21 protein-coding genes are annotated in these 23309 nt (G+C 31.3%); 15 read left to right on the plus strand and 6 right to left on the minus strand.

What is annotated here, in order from left to right; all coding sequences use genetic code 11:
• The 3 genes from WNY60_RS01265 to WNY60_RS01275 all read left to right on the plus strand — a co-directional run bounded on the left by WNY60_RS01265 (position 1) and on the right by WNY60_RS01275 (position 4254).
• Positions 1–957, plus strand: a complete 957-nt coding sequence (locus tag WNY60_RS01265; RefSeq protein ID WP_339807892.1) for a CPBP family intramembrane glutamic endopeptidase — start codon at positions 1–3, stop codon at positions 955–957.
• A 2-nt stretch (positions 958–959) separates the two neighbouring features.
• The gene (locus WNY60_RS01270) at positions 960–2018 is read left to right on the plus strand and encodes an AMP-binding protein (RefSeq protein WP_342861243.1); all 1059 of its coding nucleotides are present in this window, start codon (positions 960–962) and stop codon (positions 2016–2018) included.
• 94 nt (positions 2019–2112) lie between these two features.
• Positions 2113–4254 carry a von Willebrand factor type A domain-containing protein gene (locus tag WNY60_RS01275; protein ID WP_342861244.1) on the plus strand — a complete coding sequence of 714 codons (2142 nt, stop codon included), beginning with the start codon at positions 2113–2115 and terminating at the stop codon, positions 4252–4254.
• Between the two features lie 85 nt (positions 4255–4339).
• On the opposite strand, the gene WNY60_RS01280 is transcribed toward WNY60_RS01275, so the two are convergent.
• The 4 genes from WNY60_RS01280 to WNY60_RS01295 are packed head-to-tail and all read right to left on the minus strand — an operon-like array spanning position 4340 to position 9716.
• A complete protein-coding gene (locus WNY60_RS01280) occupies positions 4340–5224 on the minus strand; it encodes a hypothetical protein (RefSeq protein WP_342861245.1) in 885 nt (294 codons plus the stop codon).
• Positions 5217–6068, minus strand: coding sequence for a hypothetical protein (locus tag WNY60_RS01285; protein ID WP_342861246.1), 852 nt, complete (start codon positions 6066–6068; stop codon positions 5217–5219). The genes WNY60_RS01280 and WNY60_RS01285 overlap by 8 nt, the downstream gene beginning before the upstream one ends.
• A gap of 29 nt (positions 6069–6097) precedes the next feature.
• Positions 6098–8083, minus strand: coding sequence for a DUF3352 domain-containing protein (locus WNY60_RS01290; protein WP_342861247.1), 1986 nt, complete (start codon positions 8081–8083; stop codon positions 6098–6100).
• Between the two features lie 4 nt (positions 8084–8087).
• Positions 8088–9716, minus strand: coding sequence for a carboxyl transferase domain-containing protein (locus WNY60_RS01295; protein ID WP_145001844.1), 1629 nt, complete (start codon positions 9714–9716; stop codon positions 8088–8090).
• A gap of 202 nt (positions 9717–9918) precedes the next feature.
• Here WNY60_RS01295 and WNY60_RS01300 point away from each other — a divergent pair, with 202 nt between their 5' ends.
• The 5 genes from WNY60_RS01300 (at position 9919) to ettA (ending at position 13664) form a co-directional block, all read left to right on the plus strand.
• Complete coding sequence (locus WNY60_RS01300; protein ID WP_339807886.1) at positions 9919–10449, plus strand: NAD(P)H-dependent oxidoreductase; 531 nt, start codon at positions 9919–9921, stop codon at positions 10447–10449.
• A gap of 24 nt (positions 10450–10473) precedes the next feature.
• Positions 10474–10914, plus strand: a complete 441-nt coding sequence (locus tag WNY60_RS01305) for a MarR family transcriptional regulator (protein ID WP_145001842.1) — start codon at positions 10474–10476, stop codon at positions 10912–10914.
• 13 nt (positions 10915–10927) lie between these two features.
• Positions 10928–11644: a pirin family protein gene (locus WNY60_RS01310; RefSeq protein ID WP_339807885.1), complete on the plus strand. Its 717-nt coding sequence runs from the start codon at positions 10928–10930 to the stop codon at positions 11642–11644.
• 96 nt (positions 11645–11740) lie between these two features.
• Complete coding sequence (locus tag WNY60_RS01315) at positions 11741–11923, plus strand: CAL67264 family membrane protein (protein ID WP_342861248.1); 183 nt, start codon at positions 11741–11743, stop codon at positions 11921–11923.
• A gap of 49 nt (positions 11924–11972) precedes the next feature.
• Positions 11973–13664, plus strand: coding sequence for an energy-dependent translational throttle protein EttA (gene ettA, locus WNY60_RS01320; protein ID WP_341586746.1), 1692 nt, complete (start codon positions 11973–11975; stop codon positions 13662–13664).
• Between the two features lie 64 nt (positions 13665–13728).
• Here the strand turns inward: ettA and WNY60_RS01325 are convergent, their stop codons facing one another.
• Complete coding sequence (locus tag WNY60_RS01325) at positions 13729–13920, minus strand: hypothetical protein (RefSeq protein WP_342861250.1); 192 nt, start codon at positions 13918–13920, stop codon at positions 13729–13731.
• Between the two features lie 447 nt (positions 13921–14367).
• The gene (locus WNY60_RS01330) at positions 14368–15150 is read right to left on the minus strand and encodes an MBL fold metallo-hydrolase (protein ID WP_342861251.1); all 783 of its coding nucleotides are present in this window, start codon (positions 15148–15150) and stop codon (positions 14368–14370) included.
• Between the two features lie 168 nt (positions 15151–15318).
• Here WNY60_RS01330 and WNY60_RS01335 point away from each other — a divergent pair, with 168 nt between their 5' ends.
• The 7 genes from WNY60_RS01335 (at position 15319) to WNY60_RS01365 (ending at position 23293) form a co-directional block, all read left to right on the plus strand.
• Positions 15319–16659, plus strand: a complete 1341-nt coding sequence (locus WNY60_RS01335; RefSeq protein WP_145001836.1) for a microtubule-binding protein — start codon at positions 15319–15321, stop codon at positions 16657–16659.
• A gap of 411 nt (positions 16660–17070) precedes the next feature.
• Positions 17071–18132 (plus strand): hypothetical protein, encoded by a 1062-nt coding sequence (locus WNY60_RS01340; protein ID WP_292944943.1) that lies wholly within the window; start codon positions 17071–17073, stop codon positions 18130–18132.
• Positions 18133–18266: 134 nt separating this feature from the next.
• The gene (locus WNY60_RS01345; protein WP_145001834.1) at positions 18267–20228 is read left to right on the plus strand and encodes an AAA family ATPase; all 1962 of its coding nucleotides are present in this window, start codon (positions 18267–18269) and stop codon (positions 20226–20228) included.
• Complete coding sequence (locus WNY60_RS01350; RefSeq protein ID WP_342861252.1) at positions 20218–20805, plus strand: NUDIX domain-containing protein; 588 nt, start codon at positions 20218–20220, stop codon at positions 20803–20805. The genes WNY60_RS01345 and WNY60_RS01350 overlap by 11 nt, the downstream gene beginning before the upstream one ends.
• Before the next feature lie 11 nt (positions 20806–20816).
• Positions 20817–21446, plus strand: a complete 630-nt coding sequence (locus WNY60_RS01355) for a hypothetical protein (RefSeq protein ID WP_342861253.1) — start codon at positions 20817–20819, stop codon at positions 21444–21446.
• A 5-nt stretch (positions 21447–21451) separates the two neighbouring features.
• The gene (locus tag WNY60_RS01360) at positions 21452–22687 is read left to right on the plus strand and encodes a DUF6638 family protein (RefSeq protein WP_339807877.1); all 1236 of its coding nucleotides are present in this window, start codon (positions 21452–21454) and stop codon (positions 22685–22687) included.
• Between the two features lie 69 nt (positions 22688–22756).
• Complete coding sequence (locus WNY60_RS01365; protein ID WP_342861254.1) at positions 22757–23293, plus strand: hypothetical protein; 537 nt, start codon at positions 22757–22759, stop codon at positions 23291–23293.
• The last annotated feature ends 16 nt before the right edge of the window (positions 23294–23309 follow it).

A 23309-nucleotide genomic window follows, 5' to 3' on the forward strand; every position in this document is an offset into this window, starting at 1 on the left:
ATGGATTTTATAAAACAAGCCTTTAATGTAAAGCACGAGTTTTGGCGTTATTTAGTAGGGTCTTTAATTATTGCAATTTTTGCAGTTATTGGACAATTTCCATTTGCTATCGCTGCAATGATTAAATATGTTAGTAATGGAGGCTCTATTGATGCTATGGATGAGCAAGCATTAATGAGTGTTTTAGAGCCTAATTTAAATTTATTTTTATTGTTATTATCCTTTGCTTTTGGATTTTTAGGACTAATTATTGTTGTAAAATATTTACATAATCAAACAATGAAATCCGTTACGACTGCCAGAAAAAAAATAGATTGGAAACGTGTACTATTTGCTTTTTTGTTTTGGGGTGTGATTACTGCTACGATGATTTTAATAGATTATTTTGCTAGTCCAGAGAGTTATGTATGGAATTTTGAGTTAAATCGTTTTTTAATTTTACTAGTAGTGGCTGTGCTTTTAATACCAATTCAGACCAGTTTAGAAGAGTATATTTTTAGAGGATATTTAATGCAAGGTTTTGGAATGTTGGCAAAAAACAGATGGTTTCCGTTAATAATGACTTCTGTTATTTTTGGAGGAATGCACGTTTTTAATCCAGAAGTAGGTAAGCTAGGTTATGGTGTAATGGTATATTACATAGGTACAGGATTATTTTTAGGTATTTTAACTTTAATGGACGATGGTATGGAGCTCGCATTAGGGTTTCATGCTGCTAATAATTTATTTGGTGCTTTATTAGTATCTGCAGATTGGACCGTATTACAAACACATTCTGTTTTAAAAGATGTGTCAGAGCCTGGACAAGGCTATGGTGATATTTTTATTCCTGTGTTTGTTGTATTCCCTATTTTACTTGTAATTTTTGCAAAGGTGTATAAATGGACTAATTGGAAAGAAAAATTATTTGGAACGATAGAAGCACCAATCACTGAAGATTATAAAGTTTTAGATTAAAAATGATACCAAATTTTAATAAAGTACACAGTAAATTTAAATTAAATGGTAATCATTATTCTTTTGAAGAACTAAAAGAGGTTGCCTATAGTTTTATTAAAGAAGGCTTGCCATTTGAGCAAGAGATTGGTGACTTTTTATCCCATTGGTTAGATAATAACAATTTTATTTTAGTAAAAACATCAGGCTCTACAGGTCAGCCAAAAACCATAAAATTACAAAAGCAAGCGATGGTTAATTCTGCTATTGCAACAGGTGATTTTTTTAAGTTGCAACCTGGTAACTCTGCTTTGTTGTGCCTACCAGCAACTTATATTGCAGGTAAAATGATGTTGGTTCGTGCTATGGTTTTAGGTTTAGAAATAGATAGCGTGCAACCCACTACAAACCCTATTTTTGATCCTGAAAAGCATTATGATTTTGTGGCTATGATTCCTGCGCAAGCAGAAAAAACGGTACACAGACTCAGCAATATTAAAACTCTAATTATTGGTGGAGCTCCATTATCTAATCCCTTAAGATTAAAATTAGAAAACTTAAAAACAGGTGTTTTTGAGACGTATGGTATGACTGAAACTATTACGCATATTGCACTTAAGCAATTAAAAAGTAATGGACCACAATACTTTAATATATTACCAAATATTACAATTTCACAAAATGACAAAGCGTGTTTAGTCATAGACGCACCACTTTTAACCAAGGACCAAATTGTAACTAATGATGTGGTTAAATTACACTCTAAAACCACTTTTGAGTGGTTAGGACGTGCAGATCATGTTATTAACTCTGGAGGTGTTAAATTGTTTCCGGAACAGATTGAAGCAAAATTGCAATCAAAAATAAAGTCTCGTTTTTTTATAACTTCAGAAGATGATAAAACTTTTGGTAGTGTTGCAATATTAGTAATTGAAGCAGAAAATACGTCTTTAGATGCTCATGTGTTTTCTGACTTAAAAGCAATTGAAATGCCTAAAAAAACGTATGCTATTCCTGCTTTCGCTGAAACAAGTTCTGGTAAAGTTAACAGAAATGAAACACTTAAATTACTTAAAAAGTAGCGTTGCCTAATTCAAAATAGCGCTTCCCTCAATACTGGTTTTATAATCCTTAGTTTGGTTATAGGTTTGTTTTAAACTTTAAAACTACCTTATCATGAAAACAGGATTAAATTTAATAATTGCACTATTTATGGTAGTACAATTACATGCACAACAAAAAACGGTATCTGGTGTTATTACAGATCAAAATGGTTTGCCATTACCATCTGCTACAGTGTTACAAATGGGAACAGCAAATGGGACAACATCCGATTTTGATGGTAATTATAGTATTTCTGTTAAAGTTAATGATGTTTTAGTATTTAGCTATTTAGGTTACAAGTCAGAACAAGTTGTTGTAAGTGATGCTAATACCATTAATGTTGTTCTGCAAGAAAACGGTAGTTTAGACGAAGTCGTAATTACTGTTTTAGGGATTTCACGCTCAACAGACGAAGTAAAAAAATCTGTGACAACCATTAAATCAGAGGAAATTATACAAGCTTCCAACCCAAATGTAGTCAATAGTTTAGCAGGTAAAGTATCTGGTTTAAAAATCAAAACTAAAAATCATGGTGTTAATCAAACCACAAGAATTGTACTTAGAGGTAATAGATCTTTAACAGGTACAAATGAGGCACTTATTGTTATTGATGGTAAAATATCTTCGGCTGAAAAATTAGTTAATTTAGCACCAAAAAAAATAACAGCTACTCATGTTGTTAAAGGCGCAGAAGGATCAGCTTTATATGGGTCACAAGGTGCCAATGGTGTAATTATAGTCACGACAGTAGATGGTAGTAAAGAAAATGCCAAGATTTCAAAATTTGTACAGACAAATAAAGAATTGCAACATAAATTTTTAAACGAAAGCTATACTAAAATACATGAAAATAAATTTAAAATAGCAGCTACAACACCTTTGTCAACCTTTTCTATAGATGTAGATAAGGCTGGTTATAGCAATGTAAGACGTATGATTAACAATGGACAATTAATTCCTGCAAATGCGGTTAAAATTGAAGAAATGGTTAATTATTTTGACTACAATTACCCACAACCAACGGATGAACATCCATTTTCTATCAATACAGAAGTTGTAAAAACCCCTTGGCATAAGGATACTAAGTTGGTTAAAATTGGTTTACAAGGTAAAATTTATGATAATGAAAACTTACCAGCTGCCAATCTTACTTTTTTAATAGATGTTTCAGGATCAATGGGAAATCAAAACAAGTTACCACTTTTAAAAGAGGCTTTTAAATTATTAGTTAATCAATTAAGACCACAGGACAATGTCGCTATTGTAGTGTATGCAGGAGCAGCTGGAGTTGTTTTAAAGCCAACATCAGGGAAACATAAAACAAAAATTATTGAAGCCTTAGATCAGTTAAATTCTGGTGGATCTACAGCAGGTGGTCAAGGTATTGAGTTAGCTTATAAATTGGCACAAGAAAATTTTAATAAAAAAGGAAATAACCGAGTAATTTTAGCTACTGATGGAGATTTTAATGTTGGTGTATCTAGTAATGATGCTATGGAAAAATTGATTGTTAAAAAAAGAGAATCAGGTGTCTTTTTATCAGTTTTAGGTTTTGGTTATGGAAATTACAAGGATGATAAGTTAGAGATTTTAGCAGATAAAGGTAACGGAAATCATGCGTATATCGATACCATGCAAGAAGCAAGACGTATTTTTGAAACCGAATTTGGTGGGACTTTGTTTACCATTGCTAAGGATGTAAAAATACAAGTAGAATTTAATCCTAATCATGTACAAGCTTATCGTTTAATTGGTTATGAAAACAGGTTGTTAGCAGATGAAGATTTTGTTAATGATACCATTGATGCTGGAGAACTTGGTGCAGGACACACAGTTACTGCTTTATATGAAGTACTTCCGGTTGGCATTGAAAGTGAGTACGCAAAAGACACTATAGATTTAAAATACACGCAAAATGAAACTGCTACAAACCAATATAATGATGAGTTGTTTACCGTTAAATTTAGATATAAGAAACCTGATGAAGATAAAAGTATTGAAATGATACACGTACAAAAAAATGAAACAACAGAAGCTACTGAAGATATGAATTTTGCTAGTGCTGTTGCGTTATTTGGAATGCAGTTAAGAGAGTCTCAGTTTTATAATAATACCAATGTACAAGATGTTATAGCTTTAGCTAACAAAGGTAGAGGTGAAGATAGGTCTGGTTACAGAGCAGAATTTGTTAGATTAATAAGCACTTTTAAGTAATCTTATTTTTGGTTATTTCTGGATTATTTAAAATAAAAAGGAACACTATTTAGTGTTCCTTTTTTTATGATTACAGTTTTAAAACTTATTCAAACTCATGATAAAAGGTCAGTAATATTTGCTTGTTTTTTAATAACTCTTTTGCTTTTTTATGATTGTCTTCAAATGTTTCTAAGTTGGTACCTTTACATATTCCGTAGGAATAATGGTATTTAATAATTTCAGTATCAAAATCTGATAATTGATAATCATTATCATGACTACCAGAAAAAAAGTGCTTGTTGTCTATACTTTGGTTAAACTCAAAATGCCCTAATGATTTTATAAAATATTTTTTTAATTCACTTAAGCGTAATTTAGGTGTGAAAAAGTCTTCCTTTATAAGTCTAATAGATAATCTATAAATTTGATTTTTATTGTTCCAATGCATGTAGAAGTCGGATTTGCTATAATTGCTCATTCTTGATTCGTACTCAAAACCATCATTGTAATAAACAATATAATTAGAGTCTTCGACATGTTTGACTTCTTTTATGGATAAAGAATCAACGTGTTGTAAAGTCTTTTCGGCAAAAGCCATAAATTCTTTTTTAACTTTTTTATCTACAGAATTGGAAAAGAAAATAGCAATATCGTCTTTCCAATATTTCATGGTGGTTTTTTTGCTAACAGAATCCTTGTAATGATTAAATGCTATGGTTTTATACACGTCTAAAAATGTAGAGTCTTTATATTGGTAAGGTACACTAGCACCAGGTTTACGGACATAATCCTTTACAATAACCATGGTGTCATTATTTACATAAACAAAGTTTAAAGTGTCTTTTGCAGTTAATGGCGTTTTATGTTTAGCCTTAAACTGTTTTAAAGACATCCTGTATTGGACGTTTTTAGTTTGGTGTGGTGTTTGTGCCTGTACTAATTGCACTAAAGTTAGTGATATAATGGCTATAAGTAGTGATTTAGTCATTGGCTAATTGTTTGTAATAGTTTTCTAATGCTGTAAAAACAGTATAGTCTACTTTAAATTTATATAAGTTTTTGTAATGGTATTTAAGCAGCACAATATCAATTGCACCAAGAGTTGAAAAATTGGAGTTGGAAGATGATAATATAGAGGTGTTGTCATAAACACGATAGTCTTTAGACTGTATTAATGAGATAAAAAACACTTTTTTAACGTTATCCAATAATTGTGGATCGTTAATATAGGATGGACTAATTTGTAATACACCAGAATACATTTTATAATTATAATCACCATTCCAATCGTGTATTATTTTAGAAAAAGGATAGGTGTCAATTAGGTCTTTTGGCACTTCTGCTTTTTGCTTGTCGGTTAAAGCTGATACCTCTTGATTTGCTAGTTTGATGTAATAATTAGCTTTGTTTATATCTTTGCTAATAGTTATGTTTAAATTATCTATTTCGGGAATTGATAAAATAAACTGACTTATATTTTTTGTGATTTTCTGCGGAATGTTGTCATCAAAGTATACAACAATAGGATCTTTCCATTGGTAAATTATTGCACTACTATCTTGCTTAAAAATTAAGCTTTTATATTGTCTTAAAAAGTAATTATTTTTAAATAAATCAAAATCCTTAACAAAACTTAAAGCGTTGGTATCCTTACTTTTTATGGTTTTGTCTCTAGTAACGTTAGCGTGTAACGGATATTTGATATGAAGTGTATCTACATTTTTTTTAATGGTATAATCCGTTTTTAAAAGTGGTTTAAAATCTGTAGATTGAGAAAAACTTATAGCAAAAGCAAGTAGCGTAACTAGAAAAACTATTTTTTTATAAATCAAAGTGGTGGTTTTGTTTTTAAAGTTAGTATTTAAAAACGTGTTTTAAAAATTAAATTTTCATTAATATCATACGCTTTCCAAGTGCCAACTTGTTTGTCTTTTCTATATTTACCCGAAATTTTTAAATTTCCATTTTGATAATACGCTTTGTAGCTACCATGTTTTAATCCATCTTTTAATTCAACAGAAAAACGTGGGTTTCCGTTAGAGTATTTTTTTGTAAAAATTTGCGCAGTTAAATCAGAAGGATATAATTCTGGGATGCTAAAAACGGTAGCTTTATTAATGTTCTCTTCTGTAAGATTAATAGAATTAGTAATAATTGTTTTTGGTTTATCATCCTCAAAATTATAGCTAGACTTAACTTTTTCAGGCGTTTGATACTCTAGTATTAATTGGCTTTTAAAGTCGTTTTTGCTTGGTGTTAATTGTATGCCTATTTGCGGAAAACATATAAAGTAATCTTTATTAGTTTTTAGCTGTTTTTTAGTTGCAATATCTACAAAGTCATAAGCTGTATTATATAAATTAGGTGTATTAATGTAAGCAAACACACTAGACTTATTATTAAACCTGTTATCAAAGTCATTAAAGGCTTTAAAATAGTTTAAGGTCTCTTTGTTTGTGTAAGCATTAATTATACTTTTTAAGGTATTGGGCTCATTACTAAATATTACATAATCGTCAATAATTGTAAAATAAGGTTTTTCAATATTTGAAAATAAATCGCCTAAAATGATTTTGAAAAAACCTTTGATAGACATAAAATTTATGGCGTATCCTTTGTAATTAACTTCTTTAAATTTTACTGGTGTACGTTTTCTAATTTGTTCTAATATAAAATCTAAGTTGTCTTTAGCATCGTCAATTGCTTTTGTTTTTAATATTAAAGCGACATCTTTTTTTGAGTCAGAGACATTAGAGTGAAGTTGAATTAAAGCAATCTCATCATCAATCCAACTCATAAAATGGGTTTTGAGATTTATTTTTAAAAAGCTTTCTATTTGAGAAGTACCTTCAGCATAACTTTTAAACTGTTCAGGATTTTCTTTTTGAATAGTTTCAAAATTAGAATAAAAATCTTCAAAACTTTTAAAACCGAAGCTGAAGTAAATTGCAGTATTATTAGGAACTACGTTTTTAATGGTACGTTTACCTTGTCCTGATTTTTGAAGCGCTTTTAAATACGTTGAAGCTTGGTCATTAGTATTTGTAATACCATTAGCTACAATAGCGTTTTTTTCTATATCAAAACTAAAACCACTAAATTCTAAACTTTGACTAAGTGTTTTAGTTAAATCTCCAGGTGTGTCAGAAAAGACATTAACAAATTCATCTAAATAATCATATTGAAAGTACAAACGAAACATATCGTTATAACCAACATGTTTTTTGACTTCAATAAAATTAAGATTTCTACCAATCTCAGGATTACTATATTGATCAATTGAGGCTTCAACTAAAGTATGCGTATAGGACGCAATCATTTGGTTTTTAATAAAGCTTATATAAAGGGTTTCGTGTTTTTTAACGTCGTAAATCTCCGTGATTTCATTTTCCTTATAATAGCGTTTACTAACTTTATAATTGCTATTTATAACAGTATTTAAGTTGTTTTTAATAACATTTAGCTTTGCTATTTTTTGTAAATCGACTACATATAAAAGGCCATATTGCTTTGGAGCATAAACGTGTGCCGAAATTAATATTTCTCTGTTTCCAATACGATTAAAAATCCCTTGCTTTTGCTTAAATATAGTATCTAACTTATTTAAGTTTGTGGCAAGGGTATTAAAATATGTGTTTGTGTTTAAATGTTTCCAAATATCATTTTTACTTATAGCATCCCAATTGTTTATTGGTTTTTGACTTTCTATAATGTAAACTGCATCCTTAGGTACTAAATAAATAGACTGTATGTTGTCATTATTATCAAAATAAAATACATAGACTTGGTAAAGTCCAAAGCTGATTATAAAAGTGATAATTAGTAAAAATAAACTACGTTTTTTCATTTACCTATACTTGTAAAACACCCATGTTAAAAGGTTTTTCGATAGGAGCGTGGTTTGCAGCATCAATTCCCATGCTAATCCAAGTTCTTGTATCTAATGGGTCTATTACACCATCTGTCCAAATACGTGCTGCAGCATAGTAAGGTGATACTTGGTTATCGTATCTAGCTTTAATTTTATTAAATAACTCGTCTTCTTTTTCTTTAGTAATCGTTTCACCTTTCTTTTTAAGCGATGCAGTTTCTATTTGTAATAAAACTTTTGCAGCACTATTACCACTCATAACTGCCAGTTCTGCACTTGGCCAAGCAGCAATTAATCTAGGGTCATAAGCTTTTCCGCACATAGCGTAATTACCTGCTCCATAACTATTACCTAAAATTATAGTAAATTTTGGTACAACACTATTACTAACAGCGTTAACCATTTTGGCACCATCTTTTATAATACCAGAGTGCTCACTTTTACTTCCAACCATAAAACCAGTGACATCTTGTAAAAAGACTAATGGGATTTTTTTCTGGTTGCAATTAGCAATAAAACGTGTCGCTTTATCTGCACTATCATTATATATTACACCTCCAAATTGCATTTCTCCTTTGGCGTTTTTAACTAAAGTACGTTGGTTAGCCACAATACCTACAGCCCAACCGTCAATTCTTGCGTAAGCAGTAATAATAGTTTTTCCGTAGTCCTGTTTATATTCATCAAATTCTGAGTTATCAACTAATCGTTTGATAATCTCTTTCATATCATATTGATCTGCTCTAGATTTTGGTAAAATTCCGTAAATGTCTTGTGGATTTTCTTTTGGTTTTTGTGGCTCATTTCGGTTAAAACCAGCCTTGTCGTAATCTCCTATTTTATCTACAATACGTTTAATTTTCTCTAAAGCATCTTTATCATCTTTAGCTTTATAATCTGTAACACCACTAATTTCGCAATGCGTGTCTGCACCACCAAGTGTTTCGTTATCTATTGTTTCACCAATTGCAGCTTTAACTAGATAGCTTCCTGCTAAAAAAATACTTCCAGTTTTATCTACAATTATAGCTTCGTCACTCATTATTGGTAAATAGGCACCACCAGCCACACAGCTTCCCATGATTGCAGCAATTTGGGTAATTCCCATACTACTCATTATGGCATTATTTCTAAAAATTCGTCCAAAATGTTCTTTATCTGGAAAAATTTCGTCCTGCATTGGTAAGTATACACCAGCAGAATCTACCAAGTATATAATTGGTAATTTGTTTTCAATTGCTAATTCTTGAGCACGTAAATTCTTTTTTCCTGTAATAGGGAACCATGCTCCAGCTTTTACTGTAGCATCATTGGCAACAACAATACATTGTTTACCTTTAATGTAACCCATTTTAACTACAACACCTCCAGAAGGACAACCACCATGTTCTGCGTACATATCTTCTCCTGCAAAAGCACCAATTTCGATACTTTTTTTGTTGCTATCTAAAAGGTAATTAACACGCTCTCTTGCGGTCATTTTACCTTGTGCATGAAGTTTTTCTATACGTTTTTCTCCACCACCTAACTTGACTTTGGTTAGTTTGGTTTTAAGTTCAGAAAGTAATAATTTGTTATGATCTTCGTTTTTATTGAAGTTAATATCCATTGTAGTTATTTTGTTTGTTGTAAAAATACAAAAGAAAATAGTCTAATAAAACTACAATTTTTTAATTGTACGCTCTATTCAATAATTCTGCTTTTAATTACCTAACACTATTTAAGTTAATTTGTTTCGTTTTAAATATTAAACAAGGAATTAGTTTCCATGTAACATATGTTTTGTATATTTGTATAAAATAAATTTACAGATGAAAAATATAATAGCATTTGGAGCAAGTAATAGTAAGACTTCAATCAACAAACAATTAGCAACATACGCATCTTCTTTATTAAAAAACACAGAAGTTGAAGTTTTGGATTTAAACGATTTTGATGTACCAACATACAGCGTGGATTTAGAGGGTAAATCTGGAATTCCAGACAATGCGCAACAATTGTTAAATAAAATAATTGCTTCGGATGGTTTGATCATTTCGTTAGCAGAGCATAATGGTGCTTATACTGCAATATTTAAAAGTTTGTTTGATTGGATGTCTAGGATTGATGTTAAATTATTTAAGCAAAAACCAATGTTATTAATGAGCACGTCTCCAGGAGCAAGAGGAGGACAATCAGTCTTTGAAATTGCAGAAAACAGATTCCCAATTCATGATGCAAACATTGTTGCTAAATTTAGCTTACCATCATTTAATGATAATTTTAAAGAAGACAAAATTGTTGATGCAGACCTGAAAACATCACTACTAGAAGCTGTTAATATTTTATCAGATCGTCTTTAATACATAAATAATAAATTAAAAGTCATGGGTGATTTTGCCAAAGACATTAATTCTAAATTTGAAAATAACAGAATAAAAGCCATGCTAAATATTCTGTATACAGCAAATTATATTACTAGTTATCAAAACGACTTTTTTAAAACCTACGGTTTGTCTCCCCAACAATATAATATTTTAAGAATATTAAGAGGAGCAAAGGAGCCAATAAAAGTGCAAACTATAAAGGAGCGCATGGTGGAACGAGCACCAAATTTAACGCGTTTGACGGATAAACTTTGTGATAAAAAATTAATTAGTCGTATTGCTTTTCCAGAGGATAGACGTGTAGTTTTAATTGAAATTACTAAAAGTGGATTGGATTTATTGGATAAAATTAAGCCCAACAATCCATCACATAATTTAATTGATAAGTTAACGGAAGACGAAGCTGGTTTACTAAGCGATTTACTAGATAAAATGAGATAATAAGTTTTTAATTATGAAAACAATACTACATAAAGCATCAGATCGTGGTTTTGCAAATCATGGTTGGTTGCAAGCTAATCACAGTTTTAGTTTTGCACAGTTTTATAATCCCGAAAAAATTCAATTTGGAGCCTTACGTGTATTAAATGATGATGTTATCGCACCAAGTATGGGCTTTAGTACGCATCCACATGATAATATGGAAATTATCACGATACCTTTAAAAGGGACGCTTAAACATAAGGATTCTATGGGAAATAAATGGGAAACCATTCAATCTGGAGAAGTACAAATTATGAGTGCTGGTAGTGGATTAATGCATTCAGAAATGAATGCTAAAACAGACGAGTATTTAAGCTTGTTTCAAATTTGGATTATACCAAACAAAACAAATGTTACTCCTCGTTATGATCAACGTTTTTTTAATGCGGAAGATAGACAAGGTAAGTTACAGACCATAGTGTCATCTATTGATAATCAAGACGAAGGTTTGAAAATACACCAAGATGCTAAGTTGTCCAGAATAGATTTAGCCCAAGGTCAAGATTACACTTATAAAGCCATAAGTAAATCACACGGAACATACATAATGACAATCTCTGGAGATGTTGTTATTAACGATAATGATTTATCTAGCAGAGATGCTTTAGGTGTATCAGATACAGATAGTTTTACAATTAATACTAAAAGCAGTGCACAATTACTTTTTATTGAAGTCCCTATGGCTTAATTTTGTGTAAATATTATCAAAAAAGCATCCTAAATAGGATGCTTTTTTTGTTAAAATAAACGATATTTGTAATTCACATTTTACTAAAAACAGATTATGGCAATGAATAAAAATACTGTGTTAGCTTGGGCTACCACAATAATGATAATGGTAGGATTAGCATTAATAGCATTAGGTGCTTTTAGATATGACGATGTTGCTGGATGGGGTTTTGCAGCTGTAGGTGTCGGTTTTTTCGCTGTAGCTTGGGTATTTAATGCACTTAAAGGTCGCGTTTAAAGCTTTTTGACTTAAATAAATAGCAATTAAAAAATAAATTAAAAATTATATGTCTGACGATAAAAAAGTAATTTTCTCAATGTCTGGTTTGACCAAGACATTTCAAAGTGCTCAAACACCAGTACTTAAAAATATATACTTAAGCTTCTTTTATGGCGCTAAAATTGGAATTTTAGGTCTAAACGGTTCTGGTAAATCTACATTACTTAAAATTATAGCAGGAGTAGATAAAAATTATCAAGGAGATGTTGTCTTTTCACCTGGTTATTCAGTAGGATATTTAGAGCAAGAACCTCAATTAGATGACGACAAAACAGTTATGGAAGTGGTGCGTGAAGGTGCTGCAGAAACTGTTGCTATTCTTGATGAGTACAATAAAATTAACGATCAGTTTGGTTTAGAAGAAGTCTACAGTGATGCAGACAAAATGGAAAAACTTATGAATCGTCAAGCAGAGCTTCAAGATCAAATTGACGCATCTAATGCTTGGGAATTAGATACAAAGTTAGAAATTGCTATGGATGCGTTACGTACGCCAGATGGTGATAAAAAAATAGGTGTATTGTCTGGAGGAGAAAGACGTCGTGTGGCTTTATGTCGTTTATTACTACAAGAGCCAGACGTTTTATTATTGGATGAGCCTACTAACCACTTGGATGCAGAATCAGTACATTGGTTAGAGCACCATTTAGCACAATATAAAGGAACTGTAATTGCTGTAACGCACGATAGATACTTTTTAGATAACGTAGCAGGATGGATTTTAGAATTGGATAGAGGTGAAGGTATCCCATGGAAAGGAAACTACTCGTCTTGGTTAGATCAAAAATCTAAACGTATGGCTCAAGAAAGCAAAACAGCATCTAAGCGACAAAAAACTTTAGAGCGTGAGCTAGAATGGGTTAAACAAGGAGCTAAAGGTCGTCAAACAAAACAAAAAGCACGTTTAAAAAATTATGACAAGTTAATGAGTCAAGATCAAAAACAACTTGACGAAAAACTTGAAATTTATATACCTAATGGGCCACGTCTAGGAACTAATGTGATTGATGCGATTGGTGTAAGCAAAGCGTATGATGATAAATTATTATACGAAGATTTAAATTTTAATTTACCTCAAGCAGGAATTGTTGGTGTTATTGGTCCAAACGGAGCAGGTAAAACCACAATTTTTAGAATGATAATGGGTGAAGAAGCGCCTGATAAAGGTGAGTTTAAAGTAGGAGAAACTGCTCAAATTGCTTACGTAGATCAAAAACACTCTAATATTGATCCAGAAAAAACCATTTGGCAAAACTTTAGTGATGAGCAAGAGTTGATCATGATGGGTGGAAAAGAAGTAAATTCTAGAGCTTATTTAAGTCGCTTTAACTTCTCAGGAGGTGAGCAAAACAAAAAAGTAAAACTATTGTCTGGTGGAGAGCGTAACCGTTTACACTTAGCAATGACACTAAAAGAGGAAGGTAACGTTTTACTTTTAGATGAGCCTACCAATGATTTAGATGTTAATACATTACGTGCATTAGAAGAAGGACTAGAAAACTTTGCTGGTTGTGCAGTAGTAATCTCTCACGACAGATGGTTTTTAGACCGTATTTGTACGCATATTTTAGCGTTTGAAGGCGACTCTCAAGTCTATTTCTTTGAAGGTGGATTTAGTGAGTATGAAGAGAATAAGAAAAAACGTTTAGGTGGAGATTTAATGCCAAAACGTATCAAGTATAAAAAATTGGTAAGATAAGGTTATTAATTTTTAAGCATAAAAAAAGCAGACTAATTAGTCTGCTTTTTTTTATCTCTTCTTTTTATTGATATAAATGACCATCAGTAAAATCTGTATAGTTATTGCTATCTTTTTGTGGTTTTAATAACGTTTCTATTTTTTTATTCTCTAGATCAAGCGCAATTTCTTTTCTATCTATTTTCATTTGTTTTTTCATTAATAAAACAATAATCAAAACAAATGCAAAACAAAGCATCCAAAAAGTAAGTATCATCCACAAATCCATGTTTATATTTTTTTTAATTTAGCATTAAGTGGGTATTCACTTTAATAAATATGATTATTATTAGTTTTGTAATTGAATAAATCTATGCTCTCAATTTCATTGTTTTTAATATCAAATTGGTGTAATGCTTTTTTTCATTTTCTTCTTAAAATATAAGATCTGTAAATAGGTAATAAAAACACTAATGTAAAAAACAGTATACCATATATTATTTGAAAAGCTTGGATCATGGTTGTTTAGTTTTAAGTCTTTTAATCTCTTTCTTAAGTTGGTATACTTTATAAATATTCAGGGCACACAAAACAATCATTATCAATAAGGCTATGGACAATATTGTGGTTAATTTTTGTAGCCAAATAGTATCAATTTCTGATATAATTACATTTAAAGTCATGTTTTATCAATTTGGGGATATAACAATTCCAAATATAATAATTATTTTTCTTCAGGATACCATTCTAATTGGATAACCTCAATATCAGGATTACCTTCATTAACTAACGCTTTAAATTTAGCAACATCACTCAAACCATCTTTCCCTCTGTAGTGAAATGGATATACTTGTTTAGGTTTAAAATCTAAAACAGCACTTGCAGCACTATCTACAGTCATAGTGTAAGGTAGATTCATACATACAAATGCTTTATCAATATTTTGTAAAGCTCTCATTTCAGTAATATCCTCAGTATCTCCAGAGATGTAAACACGTTCTCGACCAAAAGTTAAAATATAACCATTTCCGCGTCCTTTAGGATGTCTAGAGGTCTCGTCTTCTGGTAAATTATACATTGCAATTGCTTCTAACGGGATATCCTTTACCACAGCAGTTTGTCCATTAGCTATAATTCGCATCATAGGCTTAAAATCTGCTTCAAATGTATCAGCTACTGCTTGAGGTACAACTAACAAGGCATTGTTTAGTTGCAACTCTTTTAAAGTGTCAATACTTAAATGATCACCATGTATATCTGTTATTAAAATAATAGTTGGGTCTTTTTGACCTTCAAACGCTTTTTTTCCTCCTGTAGGATCTACATATATGGTCTCGTTACCATAATTTAATACCATTGTTGCGTGACTAATAGGTGTAATTTCTAAAGTTTTACTAACAGTTTCTGTAGTGTCAACCTCAGTTTTTACAATTTCCGTTTTAGGTTCACCTTTACAACTTGCTAATAGTAAGGCTATTGTTAATATAGGTAGTGCTAATTTTGTCATTTTAAAAATTTTATTATAAAGATACTTACTTTTTATTGGTCAAAATTATTTGTAACATTTTTATAACAATTAATACTTATAATATGAGCAACAAATATTTCCACAACTAATATTTTTTAACGAAATTGCTTACACAAAATTTGTCCAACCTTAAAAACAAGAATATATATGTCTGATGATTTTGATTTATTAGAAACAAACGCTAACGAAAAAACAGAGAAAGTAGATGTCAATTGGGGAAAAGCAATTGATACCATGAAATCCAAATTAGCGCAAGAGGACGATCCAGAAAGTCGTCAAAAAATCTTAAACGCAACGTTGGACGACGTTGTTGGTATGGCAGAAAAAGATCGTACCACACTTTTAGATGCTATTAAAGACTTAACAGATTACCAAGACGAGGTTGGTATTTTATTTGAGCGTTTTTCATCATTAAATGATAAAGAACAAAAAGTAATTGACGATGCTCAAAAAGCATTAGAGCGTTCTAAAATCGAGTTAGAAGACGCGCAAAACAAACCTGATACATGGTGGAATAACCTTTGGGGACGTAAAAGCAAAATTAAAGCTGCTGAAAAAGCTTTAGAAGCAGCGGAAAAAGTACGTGCAGGAGCAGACAACAAAGCAAAAGCAATGTTTCAAGAACGTATCGAGAGTGCAGATATACAAACACTATTAAGTGAGTTGTCGTACAAATCTCAAGCAGCAGTAACACGTCTTAAAAATCGTGAGGTAGAAATCAAAGAAGTAGAAGATAAGTTACAAGATGCAATCGTAGAAGCATCTAAAAACCATACCAAAGCTTTAGAGAAAAAAGCCGAAACTGAAGCTAAATTAGAAACTCAATACGCATTACTTAAACAAGCACGTCAAGCGCTAGAAGAAGTTGCAGATAAACAATCTACAGAATACTCTGAAGCGTTATCAAAAGTAACAAAACTAGAGCAAGAAGTTGAAGAGTTAGAAGGACTTAAAAACGCCTATACAACCCTTGCTGCCTCTAAAGATAGTTTTGTACACAAGCATAATTTAACAATCAAAGTATTGACTTCATTACGTAGTAATTTGCAAACGCATCGTGCTAAATTAAAGTCAGACACAGAAGAGCGTCTTAAATATTACGACGGTTATGTCGTGGCTTTAAAAGCACGTACAGATCAAGAGTTTGCTGCTATTTTAGAGCATTTAGGAGTTAAAACAGATGAGCATATCGGAGAGACCTTAGCATCAATGCATACCGCAAGTGCAAGAGCACGTCAAGAAATGATGGACAACATTCCAGTGCACGAAAAAGTTATGCAAGGCGTTTATCGCAGTTATGCAGAGGCGTTGCATGAGATTAGAGCAAAAGATGTGGATATCCAAAAGAATTTTGCAGACCGTTACGGTATTGACATGAAAGAGATTTTTGAAGAGTATTACAACTCAGATAACACAACACCTTCAGGAGATGATGCACCAGCAGGAGCACCAAAACCAGAAGCATCAAACGACGATTTATTGTCTTAAAATTAGTTTAGCGTTACCTACTTTAGCTTTTAAGGGCTAAAGTAGGTCAGGCTTTACGTTATATCTTTTGCAAAAAAGCAAAAGGATGCCACTTCAATCCTTAACGCGCTTACTCAAACCCTAAAGTGCAAATCAAAAATAAAAGTCAATAGTAAAATGTCAAAACAATTAAGACTAGTAATTGCAATCATAATCATGATAGGTTTTGTTTTACTTGGTTTCTACATCCTAAAAATCAGTAATACAATTACAGGTCAAATAATAGGTTGGTCAAATATTATCTTTTTTTCAGGTTTTCTAGTTTGGGCTTTCATTAAATATATGACCAATAAAAAAGTTAATCACAACTAAAACAATCAAGTTATAACAGACTTAAAACGGACTATAACAACTGAATATTGAACATTTAAAATGAGTATAAACCACATTGTCACACCATTAGATTCATCTATATTAGATAGTAAAGATCAATATGTGTTTTATCACAAAAAGGTAGATTTTGCCTTAAAAGAATTAATTGTTGGCGTACAACAAAATGGCTTATGTACTCCACAAGAAATTGTTTTCTTTAAACAATACTGCGACTTACTACTATACTCCATAGAAGCCATGCGTGTCAAATACATGTACGATGAGGAAGACAACATGAAGGTAGACGTTACAGATTCTGGTTTTCCTAATTATTTAGAGTTTAGATACCTATATAACGACCTGTCTTTACGCGACAACTATTTAAACAAATTAAAAGATGTGTCAGAACTTCAAGACGAATTTCTGGACCAATTATTACGCAAAAAACAACCTGTTAGGCGTGATAAATTATTTCAAGCAGCATCAATAGTATATTACACATCAGTAGAGCAACAATATATTTTTAACCGTTTTGTACAAGGTAAAATTATAAAAGCACCAGAAGGTAGTAAGGCAACTTACATGACCAGTTGGAGTTTTTACGATGTCTCCTTAAACCGTCCCTTTATTTGCTATATGTACTTTGATTATGATGGTAAAGATCCATTAAAAGAAAAAGAAGACATATATGACACTTTAAAAACAGTAGCAGATCGTAAAATGAATATGGATACGATGGCTTATGGTATTGATAGACGATTAAAAAATGTATTTCCAAAACACATAAAACGTTTGGATATAGGTGCTTTTCATAACGTATTTGCAAAAGATGATAACGATTTAACGCACACCATACTAGAAGCAATAGGTAAAAAAGAAATTCCTTTAGAAGCTTATGCTTTGTCTTTTAAAGTGCACGAAGTATTTACAGGAGGCCAATTTAAAGAAGGTGGATATTTTAGCAAACAAACACTCCAAAATTGGAGTACACCAATAAAAGAAGGTTACGTATTTGCACCACATCGTATCATCCAATTACTATACAATAAAAATCCAGAGATTATGAATAAGTTGGCAAAACCACCTTTTCAGGTATCTGATTTAAAAATTGATAAAAATTAAAAAGAATTTACCATCGCAGTCTCAGTTTTGTAGTCTTGCGATTTTAAAAATAAATAAATATTCAAAGTTTAAGAAGCGTAAGCATTTTGAGTAATCACTGTATACTGCGACTACAAACCGAAAACTAAAATTACATGGAACACAACTCAACCTTCCCTATAAAAAAATCAGAATTAGACGTTTTACGTGACGAAGCTTCATCATACTTAAAAAGTATCAGTTGGGAACAAGGTTCTCGAGCAAAAAATAAAGATAAAGACGCTAAAGATGAGTCAATATTATTATACTTGTCTAAAGCAAATAACGGATCGTCTGCATCAATCACTTCGGTTTCAAAAACCATTTTAGCATTAAAAAAACGATTATTGCCAGATTCGGTAGCCATACCAATTCTTTTAAATCAAACATTATACGCAGTACAGGAAGGACTAACTTTAGGTATTTGGATAAAAGACAGTTATTATGATGCCTCAGGTTTATCTAGTCTAAACGAGCGTAAATCGGCTTTGGATAATGATGGTAGACGTGAGTATGAAAGTAAGATGCAAACAGCAAGTGCGTTTATGTTATTTGCGACTGCTTATAAAATTTTACACTTGTTAAAACCTCATGCTTCTGACGATTTAAGTGTTATGAAGCAAAAATTTGCTGGTATTCCAGAAGTCTCATTACTATCACCATTAAAAGGGGTCTCTTGTGCGTTATTTTATTATGATAAATATTTAGCACATCCAGATATTGTAAAATCTGACAAAGACGTTGCAGATTTTACAGTGGTATATTTTGAAGCTTTGTTAACCGAAATCAGTTTACGCAGAAGCAACTTAGAATATACTGAGACTATCGTTGACAGAACATATAAACTAGAGAACAGTGATTTTGCTATTTCAGGATGGGAAAACACCTTTCAAGGTACCGCAAAAAGTGTTGAGTTTAATAAAATTCAATTCGAGCAAATTGTAGGTAACAGAGATGCAAAACACTTTGCAAGACGTTTGACGGAACGTATGTTGAGTTACGATTTTGAAGCAAAGAAAAACCCCTTTCAAGAGCTTGGTGGTTTTATGCCAGTTTTTATGGGTTACGGTATTCCTGGAACAGGAAAAAGTATGTTAATTGCTGCAATAGCAACTAGATTAAAAGAACATTGTGATCATTTAGACATTCCGTTTTTATTCCACCCAATGCCAGATACTTTAATTAGTACATTTCAAGGTGGATCTGCCGAGAAGATGGTGGATTGGATGAAACCAATGCAAGATCCTTCAAAATTAATTTTTGCACCTATCGATGATGCTGAAAATAACCTACAAGAACGTACAGCACAAGGTGTGTCTGCAGGTGTAAAAGAGGTCATTGGTGTCTTTTTAAGATATACAGAAGGAGCTTACGCAGTTAACTATGGTAACAGCTCGATTGGGTTGTTTACTAACCTTCCAGAAATGTTAGATAAAGCAGTTATATCACGTGTCCAAGGTCGTTTTAAAATTGATGGTGCACGTAGTGAACATGATTTTTTAGATCAAGATCATTTATGGTGGAGTAAACTGGATAAGACTATGCCAGAGTTTGTTAACATGCAAGGACCTGCAGATTATAAATATTTACAAGATCAAGGACTAGCAACCAATATGGGAGAAATCTTAAACGTGTCAGATAAACCAACGGAATTACGTGTTTTAGAAGCTTACGATAAAGCAGAAACACAACATAAAACAAACTCGCACCAATTTTATGCGACTTTATATAAAGAGATTCAGAAGATATTTCCATTTTTCTCTTCCAGAGATGTGCGTAATATCCAAAGTGCAGTGTCGCTACGTTTAACAGATTTTGATTTAGAACAAAGCTGGTTTGATAATCCAGAAACGTATTTCAAAAAAGATTATGATACTAAATTCAATATGTTACAAGAATTAATGAAATCTAACATGAAAGGTTTAAACTTTTCAGAAATTAGAAGACAAGAAGTGGTAAGATATTTAGACAACGTTGCAACTATTGCAGATACAGACTTTAAACGTAAAGTAGACGCTAGAATCAACCAATTAAACATAGAAACTAAAGCAAGAGATTTATTTAGTAATGGCCAATAAATTAAAAAATGTAGTAATAAATACCTTATACAAAGGTTGGGCAACGTTAAACGAGGTATCGTTTTCATATAAAATGAAAAATGAATCTTGGGTAAATCAAAAGCGCGAATCTTATGATAGAGGTGATGGAGCAACAGTTTTGTTATATAACAAGATTAAAAAAACGGTTATTTTAACAAAACAATTTAGAGTGTCAACGTTTTTAAACGGAAATGACTCTGGTTTTGTTCTAGAGGCTTGTGCTGGGATGTTGGATAATGACCAACCAGAAGCTTGTATTATTAGAGAGATTGAAGAAGAAACTGGTTATAAAGTTGACACAGTTACTAAAATATTTAAGGCCTATTCTTCTCCAGGAGCTTTGACTGAGATTTTACATTATTTTACTGCAGAATATACAGATGACATGAAAGTTAGTGATGGAGGTGGTTTGGATAGTGAGCATGAAGATATTGAAGTTTTAGAAATACCATTTACAGAAGCTTTACAAATGATTAAAACAGGTCAACTAGTAGATATTAAAACCATTTGTTTGTTGCAGTATGCACAGATAAATAAGATATTTAACAACAGTTAGTATTAAAGTATATGAGCAATAATACAAATGATGGTAAATTATCGCAAATTGGATTACAAGACTATTTGTCTATTGGTTATTTATTTTTACTAATTTTAGGTGTTGTATACGAGTCTATTTATTATAAATTTTTAGGAATTAACATTTTAGAATATTCCTCCGTTTTAGATGTGTTAATTAGCCCAATAGCTGTAATGACAGGAAATTTAATCTTAGGTTTAGCAGTCATATTTAGCATGCTTATGGCTTATTTTATGGTTAAAATTACACCTAAATATTATAAATGGTTAAGTAAAAAACCAAAGTATCAATCAGGTAAAAATAAATTAAAATTAGAAAAAGCACAAACCAAAATCAAAGCTAAAGACGCTGTTATTACAATGATAGCTTTTTACGTATTCTCTGTTTTTATAGGTTTAGGTATAGGAAGTGGTTATAAAACTAACAAACGAGTAGAAACTAACAATTATAAAATAACTCATAAATTAATCTTTGAAGACGGATTAACTCAAGATATTAAAATGCTAGGTAAAAACAGTTTGTATGTATTTTATGTTCTTAAAGATGATAAAGAAGTGATTATATCTCCTATTGAAGGTAATATTAAAATGATTAAAAAAATTAAGAAAGAAAATAATTAGGTGTAATGAATAAACTAAAATTAGCAAACCTTTACAGAAGTGAGCTTATTCCCATTAGTGGTAAGTTGGTAGATCGTTATAATCTATGCCTTCAAAAATTAGGGTTTACACCAACAAAACTAACCCATTTTTCAATTGATGGTATTGGTTATAGTCCAGAGATTGCAGAAGAAAAAGGAACAACAATGTACCTTAATAATGGCGAAGCTAATCCACATGCCATAATTATTTCACCTTTACAAAAAGGAAAACCTGTCTATTCTCCTTTTCATAGTTTTGATAGAGAGATGATGAAGCAGGTGTTTCAAGTTCATGGTCAAAAAATCAATGATATTACAAGGGATTCTGCTATATGTATAGATTTTGACCAAGATATTGATGCTTTTTATGAACCACTAGATGTGCTTAAATACGATAAGGTTTATATCAAATTTCATTTAATAAATAACTTAGATCAAATACAAAAGCAACAACAGCAATTAATTGATACTTTTAAACAAGGTAATAATTTTATTGATGAAGATTTACATGCAAAACTTTTAGAATCAGCCCAAACATATGGCGATTTACGTGGACGCGATTTAAGTTTGCACAGTTTACAATATCAAACAGATTCATTTTACACAAAGTCGTTTGGAGGTGTTTATGTTTTGCGTGATTTTATTTCGCCAATTATTGTTTTTGAAAATCTTAAATGGTACAAAGAAGCTATTAAGGACACGATTCACGACATTACTATTTTTCATATTGAGCAGCCAGAATTAATGGACAAATTGCGTAATCATGTTATTATTGAACACGATTTGGAAGAAGCTTTAAACACAGATCGTTACCAACGTATTAAAAAAATGGAATTTGCTATGGCGTTAAAAGATACGCAACATCCATTACGTGATATTTTAAATGATGCAGTATTATTTAAAAGTTACCTAAATAAACTAGATATTAATACCAGAAAACGCATCATGGGTGTGGAGTTGTATTTGGATAAACTTGAAGTTAGTAACCAATACAAAATAGCAGATATAGTAGATTCTAATTTGTTTAATGCATTGCATTTACCACACTCTTCATTAATAGCAAAGCATCAAGATTTAATATGGAAATTATTAATTAATGTGGCTCCTAAAGATGTTTTATTCTTGTATTGGTATGATAAAGAAGAGTTTTATAGACAATATAACACATGGGACGACTCATTTAAAGATTGGGTTATAGAAACCATAAGTAACAATATTTAAAAATTATAGACTAATTTAGTAAAGGTTTCAATCAAACACCTTTTTATTAACCAAAACACAATTAAAACCATGGGTTTAGAAATTATAATATTTTTTGGAGCAATTCTTTTTGGGATTTTTATTTATTGGACAGAGTCTAAAAGTAATGCAGTGTATCGCTTTTTTAACAAAGTATTTAATAGTAAAGAACTACAAATGAGACCAGGAAATCCAAAAGGATTTATCTACAAGCAAGCTGTTTTGCCTAGAGTATTGTTTGTTGCATTTACATTTTTAATTGCAGCGCTAATCATTCAGTTTTTAACTCCAATAGCTATTTTTAGTACATATTATGGTATTTCAGCATTTGCTTCTGCTATTTTCGGAACTTTAATAGGAACTTATGTTGCAAACTTTGTGCTTAAATCAGGAGAGGTGATTGAGCAGCAATCAGACTCAATAGAAGATGTAGTAAAAGATGGTTTAAATAAAGGGAAAGAGTTTTTAGAAGACTTTAAAAATAAAGATGCTAAAGTCGTAGAAGAAGCTAAAAAAGAAATAAAAGAAACACCTAAAGCACCAGAAAAAAGCGCTAGAGAACGTCTTAAGGATAAAGGACTAATGTAATTTTTAGAAATTAAAT

Source organism: Olleya sp. AS48 (assembly GCF_038900355.1).
Taxonomy (GTDB): domain Bacteria; phylum Bacteroidota; class Bacteroidia; order Flavobacteriales; family Flavobacteriaceae; genus Olleya.